The following is a 22,743-nucleotide window of genomic DNA, read 5'->3' as shown; positions in this document are numbered from 1 at the left end:
ACTTTTGGGCTTTTAAATTATACTGAAATCTTAACTACATATCCCTCAGAGCTCCGAATATTAAATACTGTGCCATCTTCAAACATTAAGTATTGGCCTTTTATACCTGTTAATTTACCTTCAAAAGTTGGCGTTTTTTCAAGACTTAAACTTTTCACTTTCGTGGGATATTCAATAACGGGATAATGCATTTCATACAAATCATTTTTATTCAAAAAGAAATACTCTTGAACTTCTGCAGGCAGTATCTTTTCGAGTTTTAATCTTTCTTCCAAAAGGTCAATATGCTCAATAGAATTGGTCAACATTTTACGCCAATTGGTTTTGTCAGCATAATGATTTTTTAAAGCTACCTCGGTAACTCCCGCTAAATAGCGATTAGGAACCTCAACGATCGAAATAGCCTGAATTGCCCCTTGATCAATCCACCTTGTGGGAACCTGCGTTTTTCTGGTCACTCCTACTTTCACTTCGCTCGACAAAGCCAAGTAAACAATATGCGGCTGCAATTGCACTTTTTCTTCATAGGCCAAATCTCTATCTTGAATCCCAAGATGAGCAGTACTCAATTCTGGTTTCATAATCCAATCTCCAACGGAGGCGCTCGAGTAAAAGCAATCATAACAGAAACCCTGACGGTATATTTTTTTCTTTTTACCACAATTCAAACATTGGTAACCTGAAAAATTAATTTCAATATTTTTATTCAGTAATTGATTCACATTCAAAAAACTGTCTTCAAAAACTAGGTAATATTGAATTGGATCTCCTAATTCTGTTTGCATTTTTGTAAGTACTCCCTCGTATTGCATAAATTATATTTTTCGTTTTTAGAATTCGGAATTCAAAATAAGGTTTGGTTTTAAACCCTGAATTGGCATGCCTTTGTTAGGAATTCTATATTTTTTTACTATTTTTGGTAACATTGTAAAGTTACTATTTGTTATTTGATATTCAAATCCTGATTCCAAAATCCTAAATCTAAAATCCTAACTTAAAAAATGCCTATACAATTACTTAATTCATTTGCATCCTGGGTCTTGAAACAACGAATCCATCAGATCGAACTTTTCCTGAAATATCCTAACGAAGTTCAGGAAGAATTACTTATGAATTTAATTCAGTCATCAAAAAATACTGTTTTAGGTAAGGAATATGATTATGCTACAATAAATTCCTATGCTACTTTTGCTGATAGAGTTCCCATTTCTACTTATGAAGAACTACAACCACTGATTGAAAGAACCCGTAAGGGGGAGCAAAATGTTTTTTGGGAAACCCCAATAAAATGGTTTGCAAAATCAAGCGGAACCACAAATGCAAAAAGTAAGTTTATCCCCGTGAGCAATGAAGCGCTGGAAGATTGCCATTATAAAGGCAGTAAAGATTTATTGTGCCTATATTTAAACAACAATGAAGACTCACAACTTTTCCTTGGAAAAAGCCTTCGCCTTGGCGGAAGCGCTCAAATATATGAGGACAACAATACTTTTTTTGGCGATTTATCTGCTATCCTGATTGAAAATATGCCTATTTGGGCTGAGTTCAGCAGCACCCCAAACAATAAAATTTCGCTTATGAGCGAATGGGAAGCAAAGATTGCAGCGATTATAAATGAAACCAAAAAAGAAAACGTCACTAGTTTTGCAGGTGTTCCTTCTTGGATGCTTGTTTTAATGAATAAGATGCTTGAAGACACTGGAAAAGAGAATCTGTTTGAAATTTGGCCTAATCTGGAAGTCTATTTTCATGGCGGTGTAAGCTTTGAGCCTTACAGAGAACAGTACAAAAAAATACTCCCTCAAAGAGACTTTAAATATTACGAAATATACAATGCGTCCGAAGGTTTTTTTGCCATCCAAGACCTCAACAACTCCAGCGATTTGTTATTGATGTTGGATTACGGTATTTTCTATGAATTTATCCCAATGGATACTTTTGGAACAATCAATCAAAAAACCATTCGTTTAGCAGACGTGGAGTTATTTAAAAATTATGCGTTAGTCATCACAACCAATTCTGGATTGTGGCGCTATTTAATTGGTGACACCGTGCGCTTCACCTCATTAAGTCCGTACCGAATTAGGGTAACGGGCAGAACAAAACATCATATTAATGTTTTTGGCGAGGAGTTAATGGTTGAAAATACAGATCAGGCTATTGCCAAAGCATGTAGAGTCACTCGTTCTGAAATAGTTGATTATACCGTTGCACCTATATTCATGATAGACCGCGAGAAAGGCTCACATGAATGGATGATTGAATTCAAAAAGAAACCAACTGACATGGCATTGTTTCAGAAAGTCTTAGATGACACCTTACAGTCCGTTAATTCAGATTACGAGGCAAAAAGGCACAATAACATGACTCTTAATCCGTTAGTTATAAACATAGCTCGCGAAAATCTGTTTTATGAGTGGCTAAAAAACGGCAACAAATTAGGTGGACAGCATAAAATACCAAGATTGTCGAACCAAAGAGACTATCTAGAGCAATTAAAAAACATGCAAGTCAAAATAACACTATAAATGAGAAAACTACTCGCACTCCTATTTGCAATTTCTTTGTTGGTTTCCTGTGGACCACACAGAATGGGTTGTGGAGCAAGAGGAATTTGCGAAACCCCCGAAAAACAAGCATTCGAAAAACCTGAAAAAGTGTCTTCCGTTAAGGTATAAAAATCTAGAATATATAAAAAAAAGCCTCAGTTCGAGAAGAACTAAAGCCATTTATAAATTTTATAAGAAAGGATTTACTCCATCATATCAATATGTCTGTCATGATAACCTAAAAGATACAACACACCATCTAATCCTAAACTAGAGATGGAAGTCGAAGCACTTTCCTTCACCGTTGGTTTAGCATGAAAAGCAATTCCCAGACCTGCCAGGTTCAACATAGGCAAATCATTAGCTCCATCACCCACTGCAATAGTCTGCTCGATATGTATGCCTTCTTTATCAGCTATGGCTTGTAGGTATTCGGCTTTCTTTGCGCCGTCTACAATTTCACCTAAATAATTACCCGTCAATTTACCGTCTATAATTTCCAATTCATTTGCGTGAACGTAATCGATACCTAATTCTTTTTGCAAATATTTCCCAAAATAGGTGAATCCTCCAGATAAAATTGCGGTTTTGTATCCGTAATATTTTAAGGCCTTCATCAAGCGATGTGCCCCTTGAGTTATAGGTAAGTTTTCAGCGACTGTTTTCAGCACATCTTCACTCAAACCTTCTAATAAAGCCATACGTTGCTTAAAGCTTTCGCTAAAATCAATTTCACCATTCATAGCTGATTCTGTGATGGCTCTCACCTGCACACCTACGCCTGCCAAATCAGCTAGTTCATCAATAACCTCTGTTTGAATTAAGGTAGAATCCATATCAAAACACACTAAACGTCTGTTTCTTCTGTACATATTGTCTTCCTGAAAAGAGATATCTACATTCAAAGTTCTGGAAATTTCCATAAAACTAGAAGTCATCAAAGTCTTATCTAAAATGTTGCCCGTTACGGATAATTGTACGCAAGAACGAGGAAACTCCTCTTTTTCAATAATAGAAACTCGGCCTGTTAATCTTTTTATGGCATTAATATTTAAACTTTGGTCAGACATTATTTTGGTCACGGCAGACAACTGTGCCGCTGTCAATGTTTCTCCCAAAATATTTATGATATAGCGCTCCTTGTGCTGTGTTTTTACCCAAATTTCGTAATCCGCAATAGTAATAGGAATAAATTTAACCTTGATCCCTAATTCATACGCTTTAAACAACAAATCTTTTAAAACAGGTCCTGAAGTAGAGCCTGACTGTATTTCAAACAAAATACCCAAAGACAAGGTGTCATGTATATCTGCTTGTCCAATATCTAACACAATAGCATCATAGTTAGCCAATATAGAAGTCAAACCGGCGGTTACTCCTGGTTTGTCCTGACCAGACACTTTTAATAAAATAATTTCTTTTTCTTCTATTATCATTTTGTATTAATATTAATTTACAGCAAACAAAAATCGTCAATCTAATGTTTATAAAAAAGTATAATGTTTGTTTTTTCGAACAATAACAAATAGTTCAAATTATCCACAAAAAAACCTGTTCAAATGACTGAACAGGTTTATATTATTATGAAAAATGCAATCTTTACGAAGCGATTTCTAATCGTTTCAACAAATTCTTGTTCAAAGTTTCCTTAGCATATTCTACGTCAATTTCTAAAATCTTGTCATCAGAACTTGGTAATTCGTACATCGCATCGGTTAATACTGCCTCGCATAACGAACGCAATCCACGAGCTCCCAATTTGTATTCTAAGGCTTTATCAACGATAAAATCTAAAGCTTCATCAGTGATACTGAATTCAACCTCATCCATCAAGAACAATTTTTGATATTGCTTGATTAATGCATTTTTAGGCTGTGTCAAAATCGCTCTTAAAGTCTCTCTGTCTAATGGATCCATGTGCGTCAATACTGGCAAACGACCAATAATCTCCGGGATTAATCCAAAATCTTTGATGTCCTTTGGGATAATGTATTGCAACAAGTTCTCTTTGTCAATATTATCGACATTTTTAGAAGTCGAATATCCAACAGCTTGACGATTCAATCGTTTCGAAATAATTCTTTCGATTCCATCAAAAGCACCACCTGCGATAAACAAAATGTTTTGCGTATTTACTTCCACGAATTTTTGGTCTGGGTGCTTACGTCCTCCTTTAGGTGGCACGTTAACCACTGTCCCTTCTAATAGTTTTAGTAAAGCTTGTTGTACTCCTTCTCCAGAAACGTCACGAGTGATTGATGGATTATCGCTTTTACGGGCAATTTTATCAATTTCATCAATAAACACAATTCCTCTTTCCGCTTTGGCCACATCGTAATCCGCTGCCTGAAGCAAACGAGTCAAAATACTTTCGACATCTTCTCCTACATAACCTGCTTCAGTAAGAACCGTAGCATCCACAATAGCCAAAGGAACATCTAGCATTTTAGCAATGGTTTTAGCAACCAAAGTTTTACCAGTTCCTGTTTGACCTACCATGATGATATTACTTTTTTCAATCTCTACCTCATCGTCTTGTTGCTGTTGCATCAAACGTTTGTAGTGATTGTAAACCGCAACCGACATTACTTTTTTAGTTTGGTCTTGACCAATAACATATTGATCTAAGAACGCCCTGATTTCTTTTGGCTTCTTTAAAACAAGATCTCCCAATAGTTTTGAACCACCACTTGATTTTATTTCTTCCAAAACAATCCCATGTGCTTGCTCGATACATTTATCACAGATATGTGCATCAATTCCAGCTATTAATAGTTGGGTGTCTGGCTTTTTCCTTCCACAAAATGAACATTCTAATTTTTCTTTCGCCATCTTTATTGTTTCAAGTTTAAAGTTCCAAGTTTAAAATTTTACGCTTCCATAATAACTTTAAACTTGAAACCTGAAACTATTTTTTATCCTCTTTTCAACACTTCATCAATCATTCCGTATGCTTTTGCTTCTTCAGCAATCATCCAATAGTCGCGCTCGCTATCATTGTGCACTTTTTCGAAAGTTTGCCCTGAATGTTGCGAAATGATTTTATACAATTCGTCTTTCAGTTTCAACATTTCTCTCAAGTTGATTTCCATATCAGTTGCAACACCTTGTGCTCCTCCTGATGGCTGGTGAATCATTACTCTTGAATGTGGCAATGCTGAACGTTTTCCTGGCGCACCTGCACATAACAATACCGCTCCCATAGAAGCAGCCATTCCTGTACATATTGTAGCTACATCAGGCTTGATGTATTGCATAGTATCATATATTCCTAAACCTGCATAAACACTTCCTCCTGGAGAGTTCAAATAAATTTGAATGTCCTTAGAAGCATCGGCACTTTCAAGGAACAACAATTGTGCTTGAACGATGTTAGCTATTTGATCATCAATTCCTGTTCCTAGGAAAATAATTCTGTCCATCATCAATCTCGAAAAAACGTCTAATTGCGAAATATTCAGCTGACGTTCTTCAATGATATAAGGAGTCATATTTTTAGGAGTCATTGCACCTACGATTTTATCGTAATACATGGAGTTTACACCGTGATCCTTTGTAGCAAATTTTTTGAATTCTTTACCGTAGTTCATATTTTTTTGTTCTAAGTTTTACGTTTATTATTGTGTCTGTTTTCTTTAAAGCAAAGGTCGTACCTATTTCCAAATGATGTCAATATGTCCTCTTTTTAGCCCAGATTAGAGTGGAAAGCTTTTTAAAAACTGTTCTTTAGTTTTTTCATTCTTGTAAAGCGACTGAAAGAAGCTCTTAAAAGATGAATAAAAACAGAAACAGTTGAAAAAACTTGCAACGGAAAGCTGGAGTAGCTTCTAAAAATTAATTCAAACAAAAGAGCGTCAAAAAAAAAATTTCCTGACGCTCAAATATAACTATTTTTTATTGTTTACTATCTGTAATCAAATCATAAAATTTTAATAATCTCCTGCTTCCTTGGGGCTTTTGACTTTCGACTTTAGGATTGTACAGACTGAAATTTATTCTCCGTAAGACGCAGCGATAAATTCGTCGTAAGTAACTTCTTTAGTTGTTGGGTTTGCTTTTTCTTTAAACAATTCCAATAATTTCTCAGCTACAACTTGATCAGAAAGTCTTTTTACTTCGTCTTGGTTAGACAAAACTCTTGCAACAATTCCTTGAACTTCTTCGTCCGTAGGATTTGCTTGTCCGAATTGTGCCATTTGTTGACGGATGTTTTTTGTAGTGAATGTTTTCAAGTCTTCAAAAGTGATTTTGATGTCAGATTGAGCCATTGCTCTACCTTCGATCAATTGAAAACGCAATCCTCTTTCAGAACGTGCATATTCAACTTCAGCTTCTTCAGCTGATAATTTTTTCTCTCCAACAGTTTGTAACCATTTTTTAAGAAATTCAGCTGGCAAATCAAATTTTGTGCTTGAGATCAAAAATTCAGTAACATCAGCTAATAATTTTTGGTCAGCTTGAGTTGCAAATTGAGATTCAGCATCTTCTTTGATTTTCGCTTTCAATTCTTCTAATGAAGAAACAGTTCCAGCTCCGAACAATTTGTCAAACAATTCTTGGTTCAATTCAGCTAATTCAGTTGTGTTGATTGATTCGATTGTAAAATCTACATCAACAGCTAATTCGTGAACATCATCATGACCTACTTTCATCACGTCCATCAATTGATGTGCGTCTTCAAATAAATCTTTAGTATTTACAGTAACCACATCACCAACTTTTTTACCGATGAATTTATCAGCAGTCGCTTTGTCTTTGAAAATATCCAAAGCAATAGTTGTTGTGTTGTTGATTCCTTTTTCTTCGTTTGTAAAAGTTCCAGTCAAATCAGATTCAGCAACTACAACTTCTTGAGGAATGGCAGTACCAAATTGTTTTTGGATACGCTCTACTTGACCATCAATTAATTTGTCGTCAGCAGAAACTACATATTTCACGATATCGTTTTTAGCCTCTAAGTCTAATGTGAAGTCAGGAACTAAACCAATTTCATATTCAAAAACCAATTCTTCAGCATCCCAAGAAAAATCTTCGTTTACTTTAGGAAGTGTAGTTCCAAGAAGGTTTAATCTTTCTGATTGAACGAAACGCTCTAAAGCCAAATCAACCACTTTTTGAACTTCTTCTTGTTTGATTGCTTTACCGTATTGTTTTTCAACAAGATCTTTAGGCACAGCCCCTTTTCTAAATCCTTTAACGGTTGCCAAAGGCATTTTTTCGTTTATTCTTTTTGCTACTTGACCTTTGTAATCCATAGCAACAACTGTCATTACAATTGTTTCGTTTACAGCGTCTAATGCTACTCTTTTGATATCCATCTTCTTCTTTAATTTACATGATAAAATTCGACTGCAAAATTATAAAATTTTTCCAAGCCAACCAAGCTTTTTTATCCCCTATCCTGGAGCTGCCGCACGACACTTAATTTCAGCCAATTCTAAGTCCGAAAATCAGCTGTCTTCCCTTTATTCTGGGCGTGACCACAAGGGTCAGGCTGTACGTTCCTGCTTTTATTGTTTTCCCCTGCGGCACAAAACCATAAAGAGCTCCACTACCATCCTTCACGCGGAATTAGTGGAAAGTTAGAAAGTCTAAGATCATAAAGCCAAACCGAGTTGTTGAAAACAATATTTTAGGCAGAAAAAAAACAATTTAAATTAAGGATTCTTTTCTTGAAATGCCCAACCTTCTATCGGACGAGAATTAGTATAATTAATTGGTTTACTGAAATTTATATTTTCATAACATCCTTTTAAAAATTCAAATCTTAACCTACCATCAATATTTCCTACAATTTTTAGAACATCAATTCTAGTTGGCTTTAACTTTTTATCTGCAAATTGTTTTGGAATAGCATAATTAATACTCAATAAATTTGATTTAATACTAGGAAACATCAATCCTTCAATCGTAGGGTTCGATAAAAAATATTTTGCTATTGAAATAGTTTTTTTATATAAATGTTCATCACCGATCACAATCTGTTTTGTAAATTCTTCAACTATATAATCTTTTAATTTTGTATCTAAATCAATCAAGTCTTGATCTCCTTTATAAAATTGATTTATTGAAATTTTATGAAAATCTGCAAGTTGTTGCAAGAACACCTCGCCTTGATTATTTTTCAGAACACCTATCTCAAATACCTTAATATCCTCAACCAATTCGCACTCTAAACAAGTTACAACTGAACCAATTGGCGGATTTATTTCACGTAAAGCTGTATCCCCACCTCCTGACATGTACAAAATCTGTTCTCCTTTATCATTACACCTCCCAATTCTCTCTATTTTGTCAATAGGCGGACACCATAATTCATTGAGACAAGTAAAATCTTTCCCTTTTTCATTAATTCTTACTCTATGCATTTTTATTGTTGCAGGCATATCAAAGCAAACAAAACCAAAAAATGTTGTCAATATTCCAAAATCATTTAAATACTCCTGAATTGATGAAGATTTAGTGTCTTTACTTTTAAAAATATCTATTAATTCGCTAAGTTGCTGGGAGGAAAAAAAACTTTTTGCATCCATAATTTTAAAGAAAATTATTTATTAAAATTGGTAATACAAATATATACAAAAAAAGAGCCCACGCTCATCCTGCTATTGAACACCAAGTATAAAAAAGAGCAACAAGAAATATTAGGTAATTAATGATCATACTTCTTTTAAAATAATCAGCAAATGATTTTGATTGCGGCCATCTGCGAAAACTCTCCTTACTTTGAGCTACTTTAAAAAACCATCTTACAAACCACAACCTCAGCTGCGCAAAATCTCCTGACTTTGAGCCCCTTTTAAAAATGACTTTACAAACCATATTTACACACTGATTTGAGCTTCCCATCTACAAATTTAGTGGAAGCTGCATTTTTAATCGTACTTTCGTTCACCCAGAAACACTCATTTTCATAAGTTTTAAAAGGCTAGAGGAACAAAATGTACCATAAAAAACACCCAAAAACAAATGATTAAAAAAATCCTATTAACACCATTTCAAAAATTTATTAAAACTGAAAGTTTAGCAGGAATATTGCTGTTTGGAGCAACAATTATCGCTTTAATTTGGGCGAATTCAGCTTACGGCGCGTCCTATGAAAATTTATGGCAATACAAGATTGGAATATCCTTTCAAGAATTCGAATTAAAAAAGCCTTTGATTTTATGGATTAATGACGGTTTGATGGCTATTTTCTTCTTTGTGATTGGGTTAGAATTGAAAAGAGAATTATTAATTGGAGAAATAAACACAGTAAAAAAAGCAGCCTTTCCATTTATTGCCGCTTTAGGCGGAGTCATGGTGCCTGTTGCCCTCTATTTATTTTTAAATAAAAACCCAGATACTGTAAAAGGCTGGGGAATACCAATGGCAACAGACATTGCTTTTGCATTAGCTATTTTAAGCACTTTAGGAAAAAGAGTCCCTTTGAGTTTAAAAATATTTCTTACGGCTTTTGCAATCATAGATGATATTGCAGCAGTTCTTGTCATCGCAATCTTTTATAGTGTAAATATTAATTGGCTTTTTATTTTATATGGAATTATTCTTATTGTCCTTTTGGGTTTATTGTACTACAAACGAAAATTTTCATTAGACATCGGATTAGTTTTAGCTATTATTATTTGGTTCTTATTTCTTAAATCAGGGATACACCCAACAATTGCAGGTGTCCTTTTGGCATTTACAATTCCTATAAAAAGAAAACTTAAGATAAAATCATTTTCAGAAAGTCTTACCTCTATTTCTAACACTATCGTTAAGGTATCAGATGATGATGAAAATCCTTTGCTGGCAAAAGATGAAATAAAAAGTATTGATAATTTAGATGACTTAACTTCTGAAGTTCGTTCACCTCTGCAACATCTTGAAAAAAAGTTACATAGCTGGATTTCCTACTTAATATTACCACTATTTGCATTTGCAAATGCAGGTGTCGTAATAAGCACTAGTTATGATTTTAACTTTTCTTTAATGACTACGATTGCAATCAGCCTCCTTGTTGGTAAATTTATTGGAGTGGCATTGTTTTCGTATTTGGGTATTAAATTCAACGTGACCGAATTACCTTCAGGCGTAACATTCAAGCAAATATTAGGGGTTTCAGCCATCGCGGGCGTTGGATTTACAATGTCAATATTTATAGCCAATTTGGCTTTTGGAGGCGATTTGATAAGTATTAATTCCGCAAAAGTTGGAATTATCATTGGATCAATTATTTCTGGAATAGTAGGGTACTCTATCTTGCGATTAACCAGTAAAAGTGAACCTACAACAAATTAACCCAGCGACTTTCCAAAAGCCCGCTCTTGAACAGAAAGTATAAAAAAAAGCGGTCTATTTATAGCAAAAATGCCCCCAAATCGCACAGGGCTTTTTGGGGGCATTTATTTAAACTGATAAATCAGCCTTGTTTATTTAAAACGACTATTTGAACTGTGCAGCCACATATTCAATTAAACTTTCATCACTCATTTTATTTGAAGTGCTTTCTGTAGCAGCAACATTTTTATACTGTGGCGTTTCCTTCAAGTATTTAATAAATTGTTCTTGAGCTGTTCCTGTTCCTGTCAAATGTAGTTCATCAACATTTTGCATATGGGCAGTGATGTCTTTGAATAGTTTGTGAAGAAAATCCCTTTCGGCATTATCAGCTGCGCTTTCGCTTGTATGCACAAATTGATCATCCACTTTTTCGTGACCTAATATTACGAACTTACCTGAATCTACATTTTCTCTACCTACAATAGTTGCATGATGTGAGTCCATCCAAACACCAAATTGTTTTTTGTTTTTTTCTGACATAATTAAATGTTTATTGTATTAATATTTCTGTTAAACTGTAAAAAGCAGGCCTAATAGGACCGATAGCTTTCTACTCTGCAAAACTTCTTGTTCAGCCATGCAAAATTTCCTGAATTTGGGATTTTTTAAAAGCTATTTACAAGTGGTATTTACAGGCATAATCTAATTATTTTAACTTCTATTAATGTGGTTCCTACTACCAAAACAATGAAACTAATAAACTGTAGCCTGTAATTGTGTACTGTTAGAATTGCAACATCTGATAAATGTCTAATAATTCCAAGTATGCCTAAAATCAAACCTATAATTCTGGTAATTCTTTATAGCGCTTAGGGGTTTTTCACATAAATAATTTTAGATGATCCACAATTAATCTACGGAAAGTAAATATAACACTATACATCTTCTAAATTGTGATACAATTCCATACAATGGTTACATAATTCACATGTTTATGATCAAATTCAAAGTAAATACAACCTATGGCTTTAAGGTAAAAAAACACGACATCCTAGATTTTCAAGAAACTGAGATCCTAGCGATTCACCTCAAGAAAGCTTTGTGCTTTTAAAATAATTAGCAATTGATTTTGATTGCGGGCACGAGCAGTACTTTAGCGCTAGCCGCAAAAGCAAAAGTTTTAAATTCAGCTTCCTTATAAATAATACTTTAGTTTTGCTTTTATTAGAAAACAACAATCTACATGAACCGTTTAAAAGCCATTCTTCCTATAATTGTTATTGCCCAATTTTGTTGCACTTCCCTTTGGTTTGCAAGTAATGCTGTGATGAGCGACTTAGTGATTAATTTTGGCCTTGCCGAAACAGCCATTGGTCATCTTACATCTGCGGTGCAATTTGGCTTTATTTTAGGCACTTTAGTTTTTGCACTTTTGGCAATTGCTGATCGTTTTTCTCCTTCAAAAGTATTCTTGATCAGTGCATTGCTTGGAGCGGCATTTAACGCAGGTATATTATGGGAAGCCAATACTTTAGCCACAATGCTTAGTTTACGTTTCTTGACCGGTTTTTTCCTTGCCGGAATCTACCCTGTTGGGATGAAAATTGCCGCTGATCATTTCGAAAAAGGATTAGGTAAATCGCTAGGGTTTTTAGTTGGCGCCTTAGTATTAGGAACTGCTTTTCCGCATTTATTAAAAGGAATAACAAATGTATTCCCATGGGAATCAGTTATAATCACCACTTCTTCGCTTGCCATTATTGGTGGTTTGATGATGGTTATTTTAGTTCCTGACGGCCCTTATAGAAAACAAAGTCAAGGCGTAAACCTATCCGCTTTCTTTGGAATATTCAAAAACCAAAACTTGCGTGCTGCTGCTTTTGGGTATTTTGGACACATGTGGGAGTTATACGCTTTTTGGGCATTTACACCGTTGATGTTGAAAACCTATAACGATTTACATCCTGAAACCAACTTTAATATTCCCATTTTATCTTTTCTAATCATCGGGATTGGCGGACTTGCTTGCGTACTTAGTGGGTACTTATCAGAAGCTTTTGGCACTAAAAAAATGGCATTTATATCTTTAGCTCTTTCTTGTGTTTGCTGTCTTATTTCTCCGTTCCTATTTGCGATAGCATCACAACAGCTTTTTATCGCCTTAATGCTTTTTTGGGGAATGACCGTTGTGGCTGATTCTCCGCTTTTCTCGACCTTAGTTGCTCAAAATGCCGCAGCAGAAATTAAAGGAACGGCACTTACTATTGTCAATAGCATTGGCTTCGCCATAACAATAATCAGTATCCAATTAATCAGTTCTCTAAAAACAGTAACCGATTCCAACAGCATTTACATCTGTTTAGCTATTGGCCCTATTCTTGGTTTATTGGCGTTAAGCAAAAAGAGGAGCTGAGATTTTCAACAAACATAAGTATTGACAATTAACATAAAAACACATACTTTTGATTCTAAATTTAAAACCTCTAAATTGATCAAACAGCTAAAATATCTTATTGCACTCTTTCTTGCCTTTGGCTTGATGGTAAACGATGGTACTTTAGAATCTCAATCAAATCAGGTTGAATATTATCAGTTTTCAAATCCGATTGTTAGTAGTCAATGGAAAACATACCGTTCTAAATTATATGATTTCAATCAAGCAACCGCTGTAAAAACAGTAATTTCTATTCCTTTTACTTATCTTCAATTTGCCGCAATTTACAGTCTTCAAATTAAAGTTCTCGTTAAATTAAGAGTAAAACTTTATCAAAAAGCAAGTTCATTTATAATGCAACATCTCTTTATAAGTGAGATGATGACTTCAACAAACTCCCTTAACCGTTTATACATAGCTTAGAAATTATTTCTAAGCATTTATGCAATCTCATGCATAATGATGATACCAAATGTTTAATCATTTATCATTTACACCATGTATAAACAAAAAAACAAACCAGGTTTGGAGAAATCCAAGCGCCCTATTCTTTGGGTCAAAAGAAAAATCATGCTAATGCTAACAGCATTCATGATTGGAATGTCAAACGGAATGAACGTAGGCGAAAGCATGATTCATGGAAATCAAAATCAAACGGAACAACAGGATAAAAAAGATTGATTTAAATCTTCAAAAAAAAATAGTAGCTTTTATAAAAGTCCTACCACTTTTCAAACCAGTTACAAACACCAATACTGAACAAAATAAAATGGTGTTTTTTTATTCATTCTATTTTGTATTTTGCAACAGCATTGAAATCTAAAAATAACAAATATGAATACGAGGCATAGCGATATTATCATTATAGGAGCAGGATTATCCGGTATAGGCGCTGCCTGTCATTTGTCCCGCAAAAATCCTGAGAAAACCTATGTTATTCTAGAAGCAAGAACTGAACTTGGAGGTACTTGGAGTTTGTTTCAATACCCGGGAATCCGTTCTGATTCGGATATGTACACCTTTGGTTACTCCTTTAAAACATGGGAAGACCAAAAGTCTTTTGCTGACGGACCTTCTATTTTGAAATACCTGAATGAAGCCGCAGATGAATATAAAGTAAGAGATCATATCATCTACGAACAACGTGCGCTTTCTTATAACTTCAATACAGAAGAGAAATTATGGACGGTCACTACTGTAAATACTGCTACGAAGGAAGAAACCGTTTATAGCTGCCAGTTTATCTTTAGCTGTAGCGGTTATTATAATTACGCTAAAGGCTACACTCCTGAATTTAAGGATCAATCGAATTTTGAAGGTGAAATCATCCATCCTCAAAAATGGCCTGAAAAATTAGATGTTACCGATAAAAAAGTGGTCATCATTGGTAGTGGAGCCACTGCTGTAACAATTGTTCCCGAGCTTACTGATCAAGGGGCAAAAGTTGTGATGCTACAACGCTCGCCAACTTATATTGCTGCTTTACCCAATAAAGACAAAATTGCTGCGCGTATAAAACGAATATTCCCTAAAAAAATCGCGTACAGACTGATTCGGTTTAAAAATATTTTTTATGCTATTGTCTTCTTTAATCTGTGTAAGTACTTCCCTGAGGCAATGAAAAAATTCATTATAAAAGGCGCTAAAAAAGGTTTAGGTGATTTTCCTGTAGATCCACATTTTATCCCCAACTACAATCCATGGGAACAACGTTTTTGCATTGCCCCAAACGGAGATTTTTTTAGAGCCATTCGCAAAGGAAAAGCATCAGTTGTTACGGATCAAATCGATCGTTTTCTAACCAATGGGATTTTATTAAAATCAGGAAAGACATTATCCGCCGACATTATAATTACTGCAACTGGACTTGAATTAGTGGCGTTTGGAGGAGTAAAAATCCAAGTAGACTCGGAACCTTTTGATGTTTCAAAATCTTTTGTATACAAAGGTCTTATGTTAAGCGATCTACCCAACTTCTTTATTTTTGTTGGCTATACCAATGCTTCTTGGACGTTGAAAAGTGACCTTACTAGCGAATACATTTCCCGAGTCTTGAAATATTTAGACAAGCACAATTATAAAGCATTGCAGGCAAAAGTAGTTGAGACCAATTTAAAACCTATTCCGCTACTCAACCTGAATTCTGGATACATTAATAGAGCAGCGAATACGCTTCCTAGCCAAGGAAACAAAGCACCATGGCGTGTTTACCAAAATTATGTTCTGGACTACAAAATGCTTCGTGTAGATACCATTAAAGACAAAAGAATTCGCTTTTTTAAATAAAAAAAGCCAAGGCTAGCGCAGCTTACACTAAAAAACTGAAGAGTCACATTGCAAAAACAAACACCATGAGCGCTGCCTACTTTAAAGTAATTCATTGTTGATGGTACTTTGCTAATGTAAAGGATGACGTAGCTTTGCAATCCGCCTAAAAATAAAAAAATGACACATTTCCCAGTTACAAACTCCACACTATCAGCTACTGCTTTAGGACAATTAGTTATAGAAAAATACGGACTGAGCCAAAATTGTAGTTGCCGATTGTTTAGAACTGGAATGAATCACACTTATTTTATTACTGATAACGACACGAAATACGTGTTGCGAGTGTACTGCTATAACTGGCGCTCAAAATCTGAAATTGAGGAAGAAATCAAGTTGTTACAACTCCTAAAAGAGAACCAACTTAGCATCTCATATCCCATTGCTGACAAGAAAGACATATTCATACAAGACATAAACGCCCCCGAAGGACTCCGTTATGCCGTGCGTTTCTCATTTGCCGAAGGCGGAAAAATGAGGTTCATGGATGCTGAAACCTGCTATTCTTTAGGTGTACTTATGGCAAATATCCATACGGTAACCACCAATAAAAGTATCAATCGGATTACTTATAACTCGGGAACACTAATCAAATTACCTTATGAACATGCACGAAACCATTTTCCAGAATCAAATGCTGAAATGCAATTCATTAACAAACAAAGTGAGAAGATCAGCCGGACTTTTGATACAATCGACTTTATGAAAGTTCAAAAGGGAATTATCCATTTGGATATTTGGTATGACAATATGAGTGTTACAGACAAAAACGAAATCAGCATTTTTGATTTTGATTTTTGTGGCAACGGAATACTAATCTCAGATGTGGCTTATTTTTGTAAACAGTTATTCCATATAGAAAGTGATAAAGCCGAATATGAACTTAAAAAAGATCAGTTTCTAAAAGGCTATCAAAGCATAAGAACGTTATCTGAACAAGAAATTAATTTAATTCCGGAGGCTGCAGCGGCGATCTGGATTTTCTATCTTGGCATACAATCGCAGCGATTTGATTGGTCTAACATCTTTTTGACTGAAAATTACCTGAAAATGTATATTGGCAGAATGCAATCATGGATTGAATATAATGAACCGAAAGAAGTTGCGACATAGTTCACTCGCACTTCTGGAAACTAACTTAATCCAAAAAATAGAACTTGTAAAAGAGTTGTTCTTTTGACATAAAAAAAAGACTGCCTTTCGGGGGGAAGACAGTCTCTTTCTAACCAAAATCTAATTATATTTTAGCAAAGATGTTTGTGTAATATTTTTTTCCAGTTGTAGGATTTTCTCTAATTGCAATTCCAAAATGAGTATAATCACCTTCTATATTTTCTTTATGTCCAGGACTTGCTAACCATGCATTTAAAGCAGATTGAGCTGTACTATAATTATAAGCTATATTTTCACCTACCCCTTTGGCCGATAACACTTTCTTTATTTCTTCCGCACGAGTTACAAAACCATCATGACTAACAACATTATTAGCGATCATGTAATTGTCATGTTCTTCTGATTTTAATGAGATAAAATCTATTTTTTCCAAAACATTTAATCCAACACTGACTCTGTATTCATTTATCAATTTCATTGTTTCAATCTCAGATGCACTGTAATTATAATTAACCATCTTTTGAGTTGTGGACTCCACTGTTTGAGTTTCAGAGGAATCAGATGAGCAAGAATTCATCGTAAAAATTACTGTGATGAATAAAAAGGTACGTAGAAAATAGAAGTTCATAATATTTATGTTTTTTTTCGAGAAAATTGAATCCCAAAATGATTGTTATTGTTTTCTAATTGTTTACCAAATTTACCAGCAATCCCGATAAAAAGTAAAAATAATCGACGAAATGCACTTATCTACATTCAAACGAGCGATTATACTCCTTTGATTAGAAAACAGATAACAGCGATAAGGTGAGTTATCTTAAACTATATCGCAACTCTAAAGACCGATATACGATCCCTTCCCAAACAATAAAGCATAAAAAAAAGCCATGAACACATCATCGCTTTTTTTATGTTACTACATTAACAGCTGCTCCTCAGCTTTAAATTTTAATTTCCTTAATCCCCTTTAATTCGGTTAAATTTAAAACAGCTTTCTTTTTAAATACAACCACAGCATCTCCAACGGCAATACTTCCCTCTTTAAGTGTAATTAAATTTTGGCCAAAAATCACATTATTCCCCACCATTTTATATTTGGACAAAGTCAATAAAGGCTCTTTTCCGGCAACAATTCCCTTTTCTAGACATACCAACCATTACGCATCTTCCGCACGGTTTTACCCCATAAAAAGCAAGATTCCCTCTTGTGAACTCGCTCCAAGTTTCTTCTTCATATACTTCTCCTCCTGTAAAAATAAAATTAGGTCGGAATTCTTTCATGGGAATAGCTACATTTAAACTGGAATTCAAATCATCCAAAGACGCTTGCCCTTTAATTAAAAAAGAAAAACCATTTCGAAATTCTCTTTTCTACTTCATACGCTTCAACGGTATCGTCCCAAACTACCGTTTCTAGATTCGCTTTGATTTCTTGTTGAGCAGGATTCAAATCTATTTTAACTATATTAGTCGAGTTTCCTTTGTGACTAATCACTAAATGATTGGCAACAATTTCAGTCTTGAACAGTGCCAATTCAGGAGTTGTTCTTTGGGAAAGAAAAACACCTTCTTCATCAACTTATATACAACGGCGATAGTTCTCTAAACCATGGCCTGTTACATTAGATTCTTGAAGGCTAATTCCTCCTTATGATTTTACGGGATAAATCCAGATTTCCAAAAGCTAAAGCATAACGACTTTATTTTTATCCTATCTCCAAAAAAGAACAGCCACGACAAACAACAAAAAAAAGCCTCGAAAGGTTTAATTTTCGAGGCTTGTTTTAAGTTTTAGGAAGTAAATTGAAATTAATTCACACATTCAAATAGCGAAATCAATTAAAAAAAATCTGAATCGCAATTTGTAGAATATTGTAGCCCGTAGCGGAATCGAACCGCTCTTACATGGATGAAAACCATGCGTCCTAACCGATAGACGAACGGGCCTTGCTTTTCTATTGCGGGTACAAAAATAGAACTATTTTTGAGATGCACAAAGCCAAATCTCAAAACCGCCGAGTAGAAATAGCGTTTTTTTTATTTGAAAATTATAATTACTTCATAATTAGCACTTGCCATAAAAAAAAGAAGTGATTTTTTTTTATTTTTTTTTTTGGAACAAAATAAAGCACTAGCAACTTAATAATTTCCATTGAATCTAAAACCTAATCCCCTATCACTGTCACAATGCCTGGTCAAGCCAATCTTTTTATCCACGATGCAATTCATTCCTGGGGAAATTCCTTAGCTGTATTGACCCTAAAAGCCATTTTTTGAAGTCTTCCGCCAAAACTATTTACCTCATTCACCCTTAGCCACTTAAAACCATTTTGTTAGGGGTAAAACACAAACAGTTTCTTAATTTACAAATACTTAATTATTGACTAAACTTTGTAAATAAAATAAATCGTTATAATTTCCATTACAATAATATTTTGCCTAAATTTATGATAATCAATATACTAAATACTTATGGGGAAATTTGTAATTACCAAAACAGCAAATGGATCGTTCCATTTCAATTTGAAAGCGGGAAATGGCGAGACCATTCTGACTAGTGAAGCGTATAACTCTAAAGCCGCTTGCGAAAACGGAATGGAGTCCGTGCGAAAAAACGCCCCGGAAGATGCAAACTATGATCGCAAAGAATCTTCCATCGGAAAGCCGTACTTCAACCTAAAAGCGGCTAACCATCAGGTTATCGGTACGAGTGAAATATATTCAAGCACGGCTGCACGAGACAAAGGAATTGAATCGGTAAAGAATAATGCTGCTGAGGCAACAATAGACGATCAGACAGTTTAACTGTTTTTAGTGAGTTTAAGATTATGAAAAAAACTAGTTTAGTATATTAAGCTGGTTTTTTTTATTTAAACAGTAATCCCATTTTGACATCTCTACCAAGATAATTAGTAGGCTGCAACTTTATCGAAGCATTGAAAAAAATGAAGGTTTTACCTAAAAAAAGAGATGTGATCCTAAATAAAACGTAAATTCATAGTTACTTAAAAAACAGAGAACTAACTGATTAAAAATATTTTGCAATTCATTTAATGCTATACTGATGATAAAAAATTTAAAAACAGTCTGGCTAGCTACTTTCGTACTACTTAGTAGCTTTTCGATAAAGGCACAGCAAAAATACCAAACCAGAGAGGGAGTTATAGCCGTTATTGGCTCGCACATGGATTCCATAGTAACTGCCAGTAGTAATCATCTGTCCGTTTTAATCAATTATGAAACTGCTGAAATAGGGTTATCACTAGATCCGACCACTTTGCACACCGAAACAGACTCACTAAATGTGATACTGATAAACTCATCCTTAAAGCCCGTAATACTGAAAGGGAAACTGAACATTCCCTACGTAAACACCTTAGAACATCCAGATCAGAAACTAAATTTCACGGCACAACTGTCTATGAACAAAATAATAAAAATAATATATGTAAATGGTGAACTTAAACACGTTGCTGGTAGCGAAATCTTTTCTTCTTTACTTACACTTAATTTTAAATTGCAATTAAAGGATTTTCAAATTGTAGTGCCAGAAGGCTGGAGTGACGAGATAACCATACAAATTTATCAAGCGATGCTAAGTAAGTAATAAAAAAATGACTTGGCTGAAAAAGTGTCACACATAATGACAAAAAAAAGATGTTTGCTTTTTACGCAAACATCTTTTTTTTAAATTGAAAATCGAGTCTTTTAATAGTTCAGATTTACTCCAAAACCTACTCCCATATCACTGTCGTAATGCGTGGTCAAGCCAATATTTTTACCTACTATATATTTTAATCCAGCCATATATTCTTTATCGGTATTGATCATAAAAGCCATTCGCAGTCTTTTTGAAACCGGAATATCCTCCCGCATCAACTGAAAACGAACATTCCCGTCGCTAAAAACCTCAGCTTGTGCAATAACCAATAAAGGTAAAGTATAATTAACTCCTAAACTCATTACGGCACGATTGTCTTTGGTAGTCGATTGTCCAAAAACATTTTTCTCTACTTCGTTCATACCCATTTTGCGGTAACGCCAATCAAAACCTATAAACGGCATCAACCATTGATTTTTTCCAATGTATCTACCTATATGTGTTTCTGTTTCATAACCGTGTTCGTCGTGATAACCCAAACGCCATTCCGTTCCAAAACTCCATCTTGCATTTTGCGCCATGGCTTTACCATCATTACCATTTGTAGCAAAATCATTTTCCGCCATAAAGTGTAGTTGATTACTTTCGTTTTGCAATTTCTTGTAAGCCCATTCTTTATTCGGTAAAAGTGGATTGGGAGCCGAGTTTTCATAACTAAAAACACGATTCATTCCTGCCATCATATGGTATAAAATATGACAATGAAAAAACCAGTCGCCATCTGCATTCGCATTAAACTCGATGGTGTCTGTTTCCATCGGCATAATGTCCAAAACATTTTTTAAGGGAGCATATTCTCCCTGACCATTTAAGACCCTAAAATCATGACCGTGTAAATGCATTGGATGACGCATCATTGAATTATTATGCATCACTATACGAACATTTTCTCCTTTTTTGATTAAAATTTTATCCGACTCAGACAAAACCTTGTTATCCATACTCCACAAATAACGGTTCATGTTTCCTGTTAATTCAAAATGTAATTCCCGAACTGGAGCATCTTTTGGAAGTGTGGTAATATCTGGTGCTTTTAACATTCCATAGTTTAAGGTTACAATTTCCTCGGAACCCATTGCCTGTTTTGAATGATCCATTTTTGAATCCTTCATATCCATCTTGTCCGACTTCATGTCCATTTTTGAATGATCCATTTTGTCAGACTTCAAATTCCTTTTATCGGAAAACTGATCTTGCATTTCTCTATTCTCTGTATTCTTTGCTCGTTTCTCTATCACTCCAGTGATTTCCGGATACATCACCGTATTCATGTCCATTTTTTGAAGGCTCATATCCATCCCCATGTCGTCCATGCTACCATCCATGTTCATCATGTTGTTCATCATCTTCATCCCCTCAAAATAGTTCAATTTTGGTAAAGGTGATGCCAATTGTTTGATGCCTTTACCAATATAAAGAGAGGCTGACTTAGTTCTATCTTCTGGCGTAGCTAAAAATTCATAAGCCGTATTATCAGCAGGAATGGTCACCACAACATCATATGTTTCAGAAACACCAATAATCAATCGATCTACTTCAACAGGTTCTACATCATTCCCGTCATTGGCAATGACTGTAATTTTGCCTCCTGCATACGTCAGCCAAAAATAAGAGGAAGCGCCCGCATTAGAAATTCGCAAACGTACTTTGTCTCCCGCTTTAGATTTACTCAAAACGTTTGCCATAGATTCATTAGATCCGTTTATCAAGAATTTATCGTAATACACGTCACTCACGTCCATTGCTAACATTCGCTTCCATTCATTAGTAAATTTGGTTTTAAAATGACCACTTCTAATGGCTTCGGCATAGCTTTGGGTTGTGCCTTTTTTAATGGCAAACCAATCCGAAGCGTTATGCAGCATTCGGTGCACATTTTCGGGTTTATAGTCAGTCCATTCACTCAAAACAACAGGAATCGCTGGCAAATCATCAATTCCTTTTCTAAAAGTAGGATCGCTATCCTTTTTCTTCAAAATCAAAGCTCCATACATTCCTATCTGCTCCTGCAAACCAGAATGGCTATGGTACCAATGAGTTCCGCTTTGTACAATAGGGAATGTATATTTATGAGTCGTATGAGGAGCTATTGGCATTTGTGTAAGAAATGGCACTCCATCTTCTTTGTTAGGTAAAAATAACCCATGCCAATGCAGGGAAGTTCCTTCTTCCAATTCGTTATGAACGTAGATTTCAGCAATATCTCCTTCTGTAAAAGTAAGAGTTGGCATAGGAATTTGCCCATTAACCGCTATCGCCCTTTTTTCTTTTCCTGAAAAATTGACGACTGTATCTTTTACATACAAATCATAGCGGACGACTTTTTGAGCATTTGCCGCAAATGCGATGAGTAATAGTAAAAGGCTTGATTTAATTTTCATTTTCATTCTTTTATT

20 protein-coding genes, 1 tRNA gene and 1 pseudogene are annotated in these 22,743 nt (G+C 34.8%); 10 read left to right on the top strand and 12 right to left on the bottom strand.

The features are described 5' to 3' along the window. Positions 1-17 precede the first annotated feature (17 nt). Complete coding sequence (locus tag HJ01_RS06690; protein ID WP_007137581.1) at positions 18-812, bottom strand: DUF2797 domain-containing protein; 795 nt, start codon at positions 810-812, stop codon at positions 18-20. A gap of 189 nt (positions 813-1,001) precedes the next feature. Between HJ01_RS06690 and HJ01_RS06685 the strand changes: the two genes are divergently transcribed. Both HJ01_RS06685 and HJ01_RS17620 read left to right on the top strand, forming a co-directional pair. Next, positions 1,002-2,528, top strand: a complete 1,527-nt coding sequence (locus HJ01_RS06685) for a GH3 auxin-responsive promoter family protein (RefSeq protein WP_007137579.1) — start codon at positions 1,002-1,004, stop codon at positions 2,526-2,528. After that, the gene (locus tag HJ01_RS17620) at positions 2,529-2,678 is read left to right on the top strand and encodes a hypothetical protein (protein ID WP_007137578.1); all 150 of its coding nucleotides are present in this window, start codon (positions 2,529-2,531) and stop codon (positions 2,676-2,678) included. A gap of 74 nt (positions 2,679-2,752) precedes the next feature. Here HJ01_RS17620 and serB read toward each other — a convergent pair whose 3' ends face one another. From serB to HJ01_RS06660, 5 genes are all read right to left on the bottom strand, one after another. Beyond that, positions 2,753-3,985, bottom strand: a complete 1,233-nt coding sequence (gene serB, locus HJ01_RS06680) for a phosphoserine phosphatase SerB (RefSeq protein ID WP_007137577.1) — start codon at positions 3,983-3,985, stop codon at positions 2,753-2,755. Between the two features lie 163 nt (positions 3,986-4,148). Further along, positions 4,149-5,381 (bottom strand): ATP-dependent Clp protease ATP-binding subunit ClpX, encoded by a 1,233-nt coding sequence (gene clpX / locus HJ01_RS06675; RefSeq protein ID WP_007137576.1) that lies wholly within the window; start codon positions 5,379-5,381, stop codon positions 4,149-4,151. A gap of 83 nt (positions 5,382-5,464) precedes the next feature. Next, entirely contained in the window at positions 5,465-6,139 is a 675-nt protein-coding gene (gene clpP / locus HJ01_RS06670) for an ATP-dependent Clp endopeptidase proteolytic subunit ClpP (RefSeq protein WP_007137575.1), read from the bottom strand. A 402-nt stretch (positions 6,140-6,541) separates the two neighbouring features. Then, positions 6,542-7,867 (bottom strand): trigger factor, encoded by a 1,326-nt coding sequence (locus HJ01_RS06665; RefSeq protein WP_007137573.1) that lies wholly within the window; start codon positions 7,865-7,867, stop codon positions 6,542-6,544. Positions 7,868-8,206: 339 nt separating this feature from the next. Beyond that, entirely contained in the window at positions 8,207-9,082 is an 876-nt protein-coding gene (locus HJ01_RS06660) for a hypothetical protein (RefSeq protein WP_007137570.1), read from the bottom strand. Positions 9,083-9,518: 436 nt separating this feature from the next. Between HJ01_RS06660 and nhaA the strand changes: the two genes are divergently transcribed. Continuing rightward, positions 9,519-10,832, top strand: a complete 1,314-nt coding sequence (nhaA, locus tag HJ01_RS06650) for a Na+/H+ antiporter NhaA (protein WP_007137569.1) — start codon at positions 9,519-9,521, stop codon at positions 10,830-10,832. A gap of 144 nt (positions 10,833-10,976) precedes the next feature. On the opposite strand, the gene HJ01_RS06645 is transcribed toward nhaA, so the two are convergent. Further along, positions 10,977-11,354: a hypothetical protein gene (locus HJ01_RS06645; protein WP_007137568.1), complete on the bottom strand. Its 378-nt coding sequence runs from the start codon at positions 11,352-11,354 to the stop codon at positions 10,977-10,979. Between the two features lie 703 nt (positions 11,355-12,057). Here HJ01_RS06645 and HJ01_RS06640 point away from each other — a divergent pair. The 5 genes from HJ01_RS06640 to HJ01_RS06620 all read left to right on the top strand — a co-directional run bounded on the left by HJ01_RS06640 (position 12,058) and on the right by HJ01_RS06620 (position 16,686). Further along, on the top strand, positions 12,058-13,227 hold the full coding sequence (locus HJ01_RS06640) for an MFS transporter (protein ID WP_007137566.1): 1,170 nt from the start codon (positions 12,058-12,060) through the stop codon (positions 13,225-13,227). A gap of 21 nt (positions 13,228-13,248) precedes the next feature. After that, the gene (locus HJ01_RS06635) at positions 13,249-13,671 is read left to right on the top strand and encodes a hypothetical protein (RefSeq protein ID WP_040473744.1); all 423 of its coding nucleotides are present in this window, start codon (positions 13,249-13,251) and stop codon (positions 13,669-13,671) included. Between the two features lie 75 nt (positions 13,672-13,746). Then, positions 13,747-13,929 carry a hypothetical protein gene (locus tag HJ01_RS06630; protein WP_007137564.1) on the top strand — a complete coding sequence of 61 codons (183 nt, stop codon included), beginning with the start codon at positions 13,747-13,749 and terminating at the stop codon, positions 13,927-13,929. Positions 13,930-14,082: 153 nt separating this feature from the next. Next, positions 14,083-15,534: a flavin-containing monooxygenase gene (locus tag HJ01_RS06625; protein ID WP_007137563.1), complete on the top strand. Its 1,452-nt coding sequence runs from the start codon at positions 14,083-14,085 to the stop codon at positions 15,532-15,534. 159 nt (positions 15,535-15,693) lie between these two features. After that, entirely contained in the window at positions 15,694-16,686 is a 993-nt protein-coding gene (locus HJ01_RS06620) for a phosphotransferase (protein WP_007137562.1), read from the top strand. A 124-nt stretch (positions 16,687-16,810) separates the two neighbouring features. On the opposite strand, the gene HJ01_RS06615 is transcribed toward HJ01_RS06620, so the two are convergent. The 4 genes and pseudogenes from HJ01_RS06615 to HJ01_RS06600 all read right to left on the bottom strand — a co-directional run bounded on the left by HJ01_RS06615 (position 16,811) and on the right by HJ01_RS06600 (position 18,633). Next, positions 16,811-17,314 carry a CAP domain-containing protein gene (locus HJ01_RS06615; RefSeq protein WP_007137561.1) on the bottom strand — a complete coding sequence of 168 codons (504 nt, stop codon included), beginning with the start codon at positions 17,312-17,314 and terminating at the stop codon, positions 16,811-16,813. A 461-nt stretch (positions 17,315-17,775) separates the two neighbouring features. After that, entirely contained in the window at positions 17,776-17,997 is a 222-nt protein-coding gene (locus tag HJ01_RS06610; protein WP_262487893.1) for an MOSC domain-containing protein, read from the bottom strand. 22 nt (positions 17,998-18,019) lie between these two features. After that, positions 18,020-18,253 (bottom strand): annotated as a pseudogene (locus HJ01_RS06605) (MOSC N-terminal beta barrel domain-containing protein); the annotation flags it as partial. A gap of 308 nt (positions 18,254-18,561) precedes the next feature. Continuing rightward, positions 18,562-18,633: transfer RNA gene (locus HJ01_RS06600), tRNA-Glu, on the bottom strand. A 525-nt stretch (positions 18,634-19,158) separates the two neighbouring features. Between HJ01_RS06600 and HJ01_RS06595 the strand changes: the two genes are divergently transcribed. Both HJ01_RS06595 and HJ01_RS06590 read left to right on the top strand, forming a co-directional pair. Then, a complete protein-coding gene (locus HJ01_RS06595) occupies positions 19,159-19,491 on the top strand; it encodes a YegP family protein (RefSeq protein WP_007137557.1) in 333 nt (110 codons plus the stop codon). Between the two features lie 259 nt (positions 19,492-19,750). Next, positions 19,751-20,293 carry a hypothetical protein gene (locus tag HJ01_RS06590; protein ID WP_007137556.1) on the top strand — a complete coding sequence of 181 codons (543 nt, stop codon included), beginning with the start codon at positions 19,751-19,753 and terminating at the stop codon, positions 20,291-20,293. Between the two features lie 101 nt (positions 20,294-20,394). Here HJ01_RS06590 and HJ01_RS06585 read toward each other — a convergent pair whose 3' ends face one another. Further along, on the bottom strand, positions 20,395-22,734 hold the full coding sequence (locus tag HJ01_RS06585) for a multicopper oxidase domain-containing protein (RefSeq protein WP_007137555.1): 2,340 nt from the start codon (positions 22,732-22,734) through the stop codon (positions 20,395-20,397). Positions 22,735-22,743 lie beyond the last annotated feature (9 nt).

The organism is Flavobacterium frigoris PS1 (assembly GCF_000252125.1).
Taxonomy (GTDB): Bacteria; Bacteroidota; Bacteroidia; order Flavobacteriales; family Flavobacteriaceae; genus Flavobacterium; species Flavobacterium frigoris_A.
Note: the sequence above shows the minus strand (reverse complement) of the source record. Positions and strands in the feature narration are given on the sequence as shown.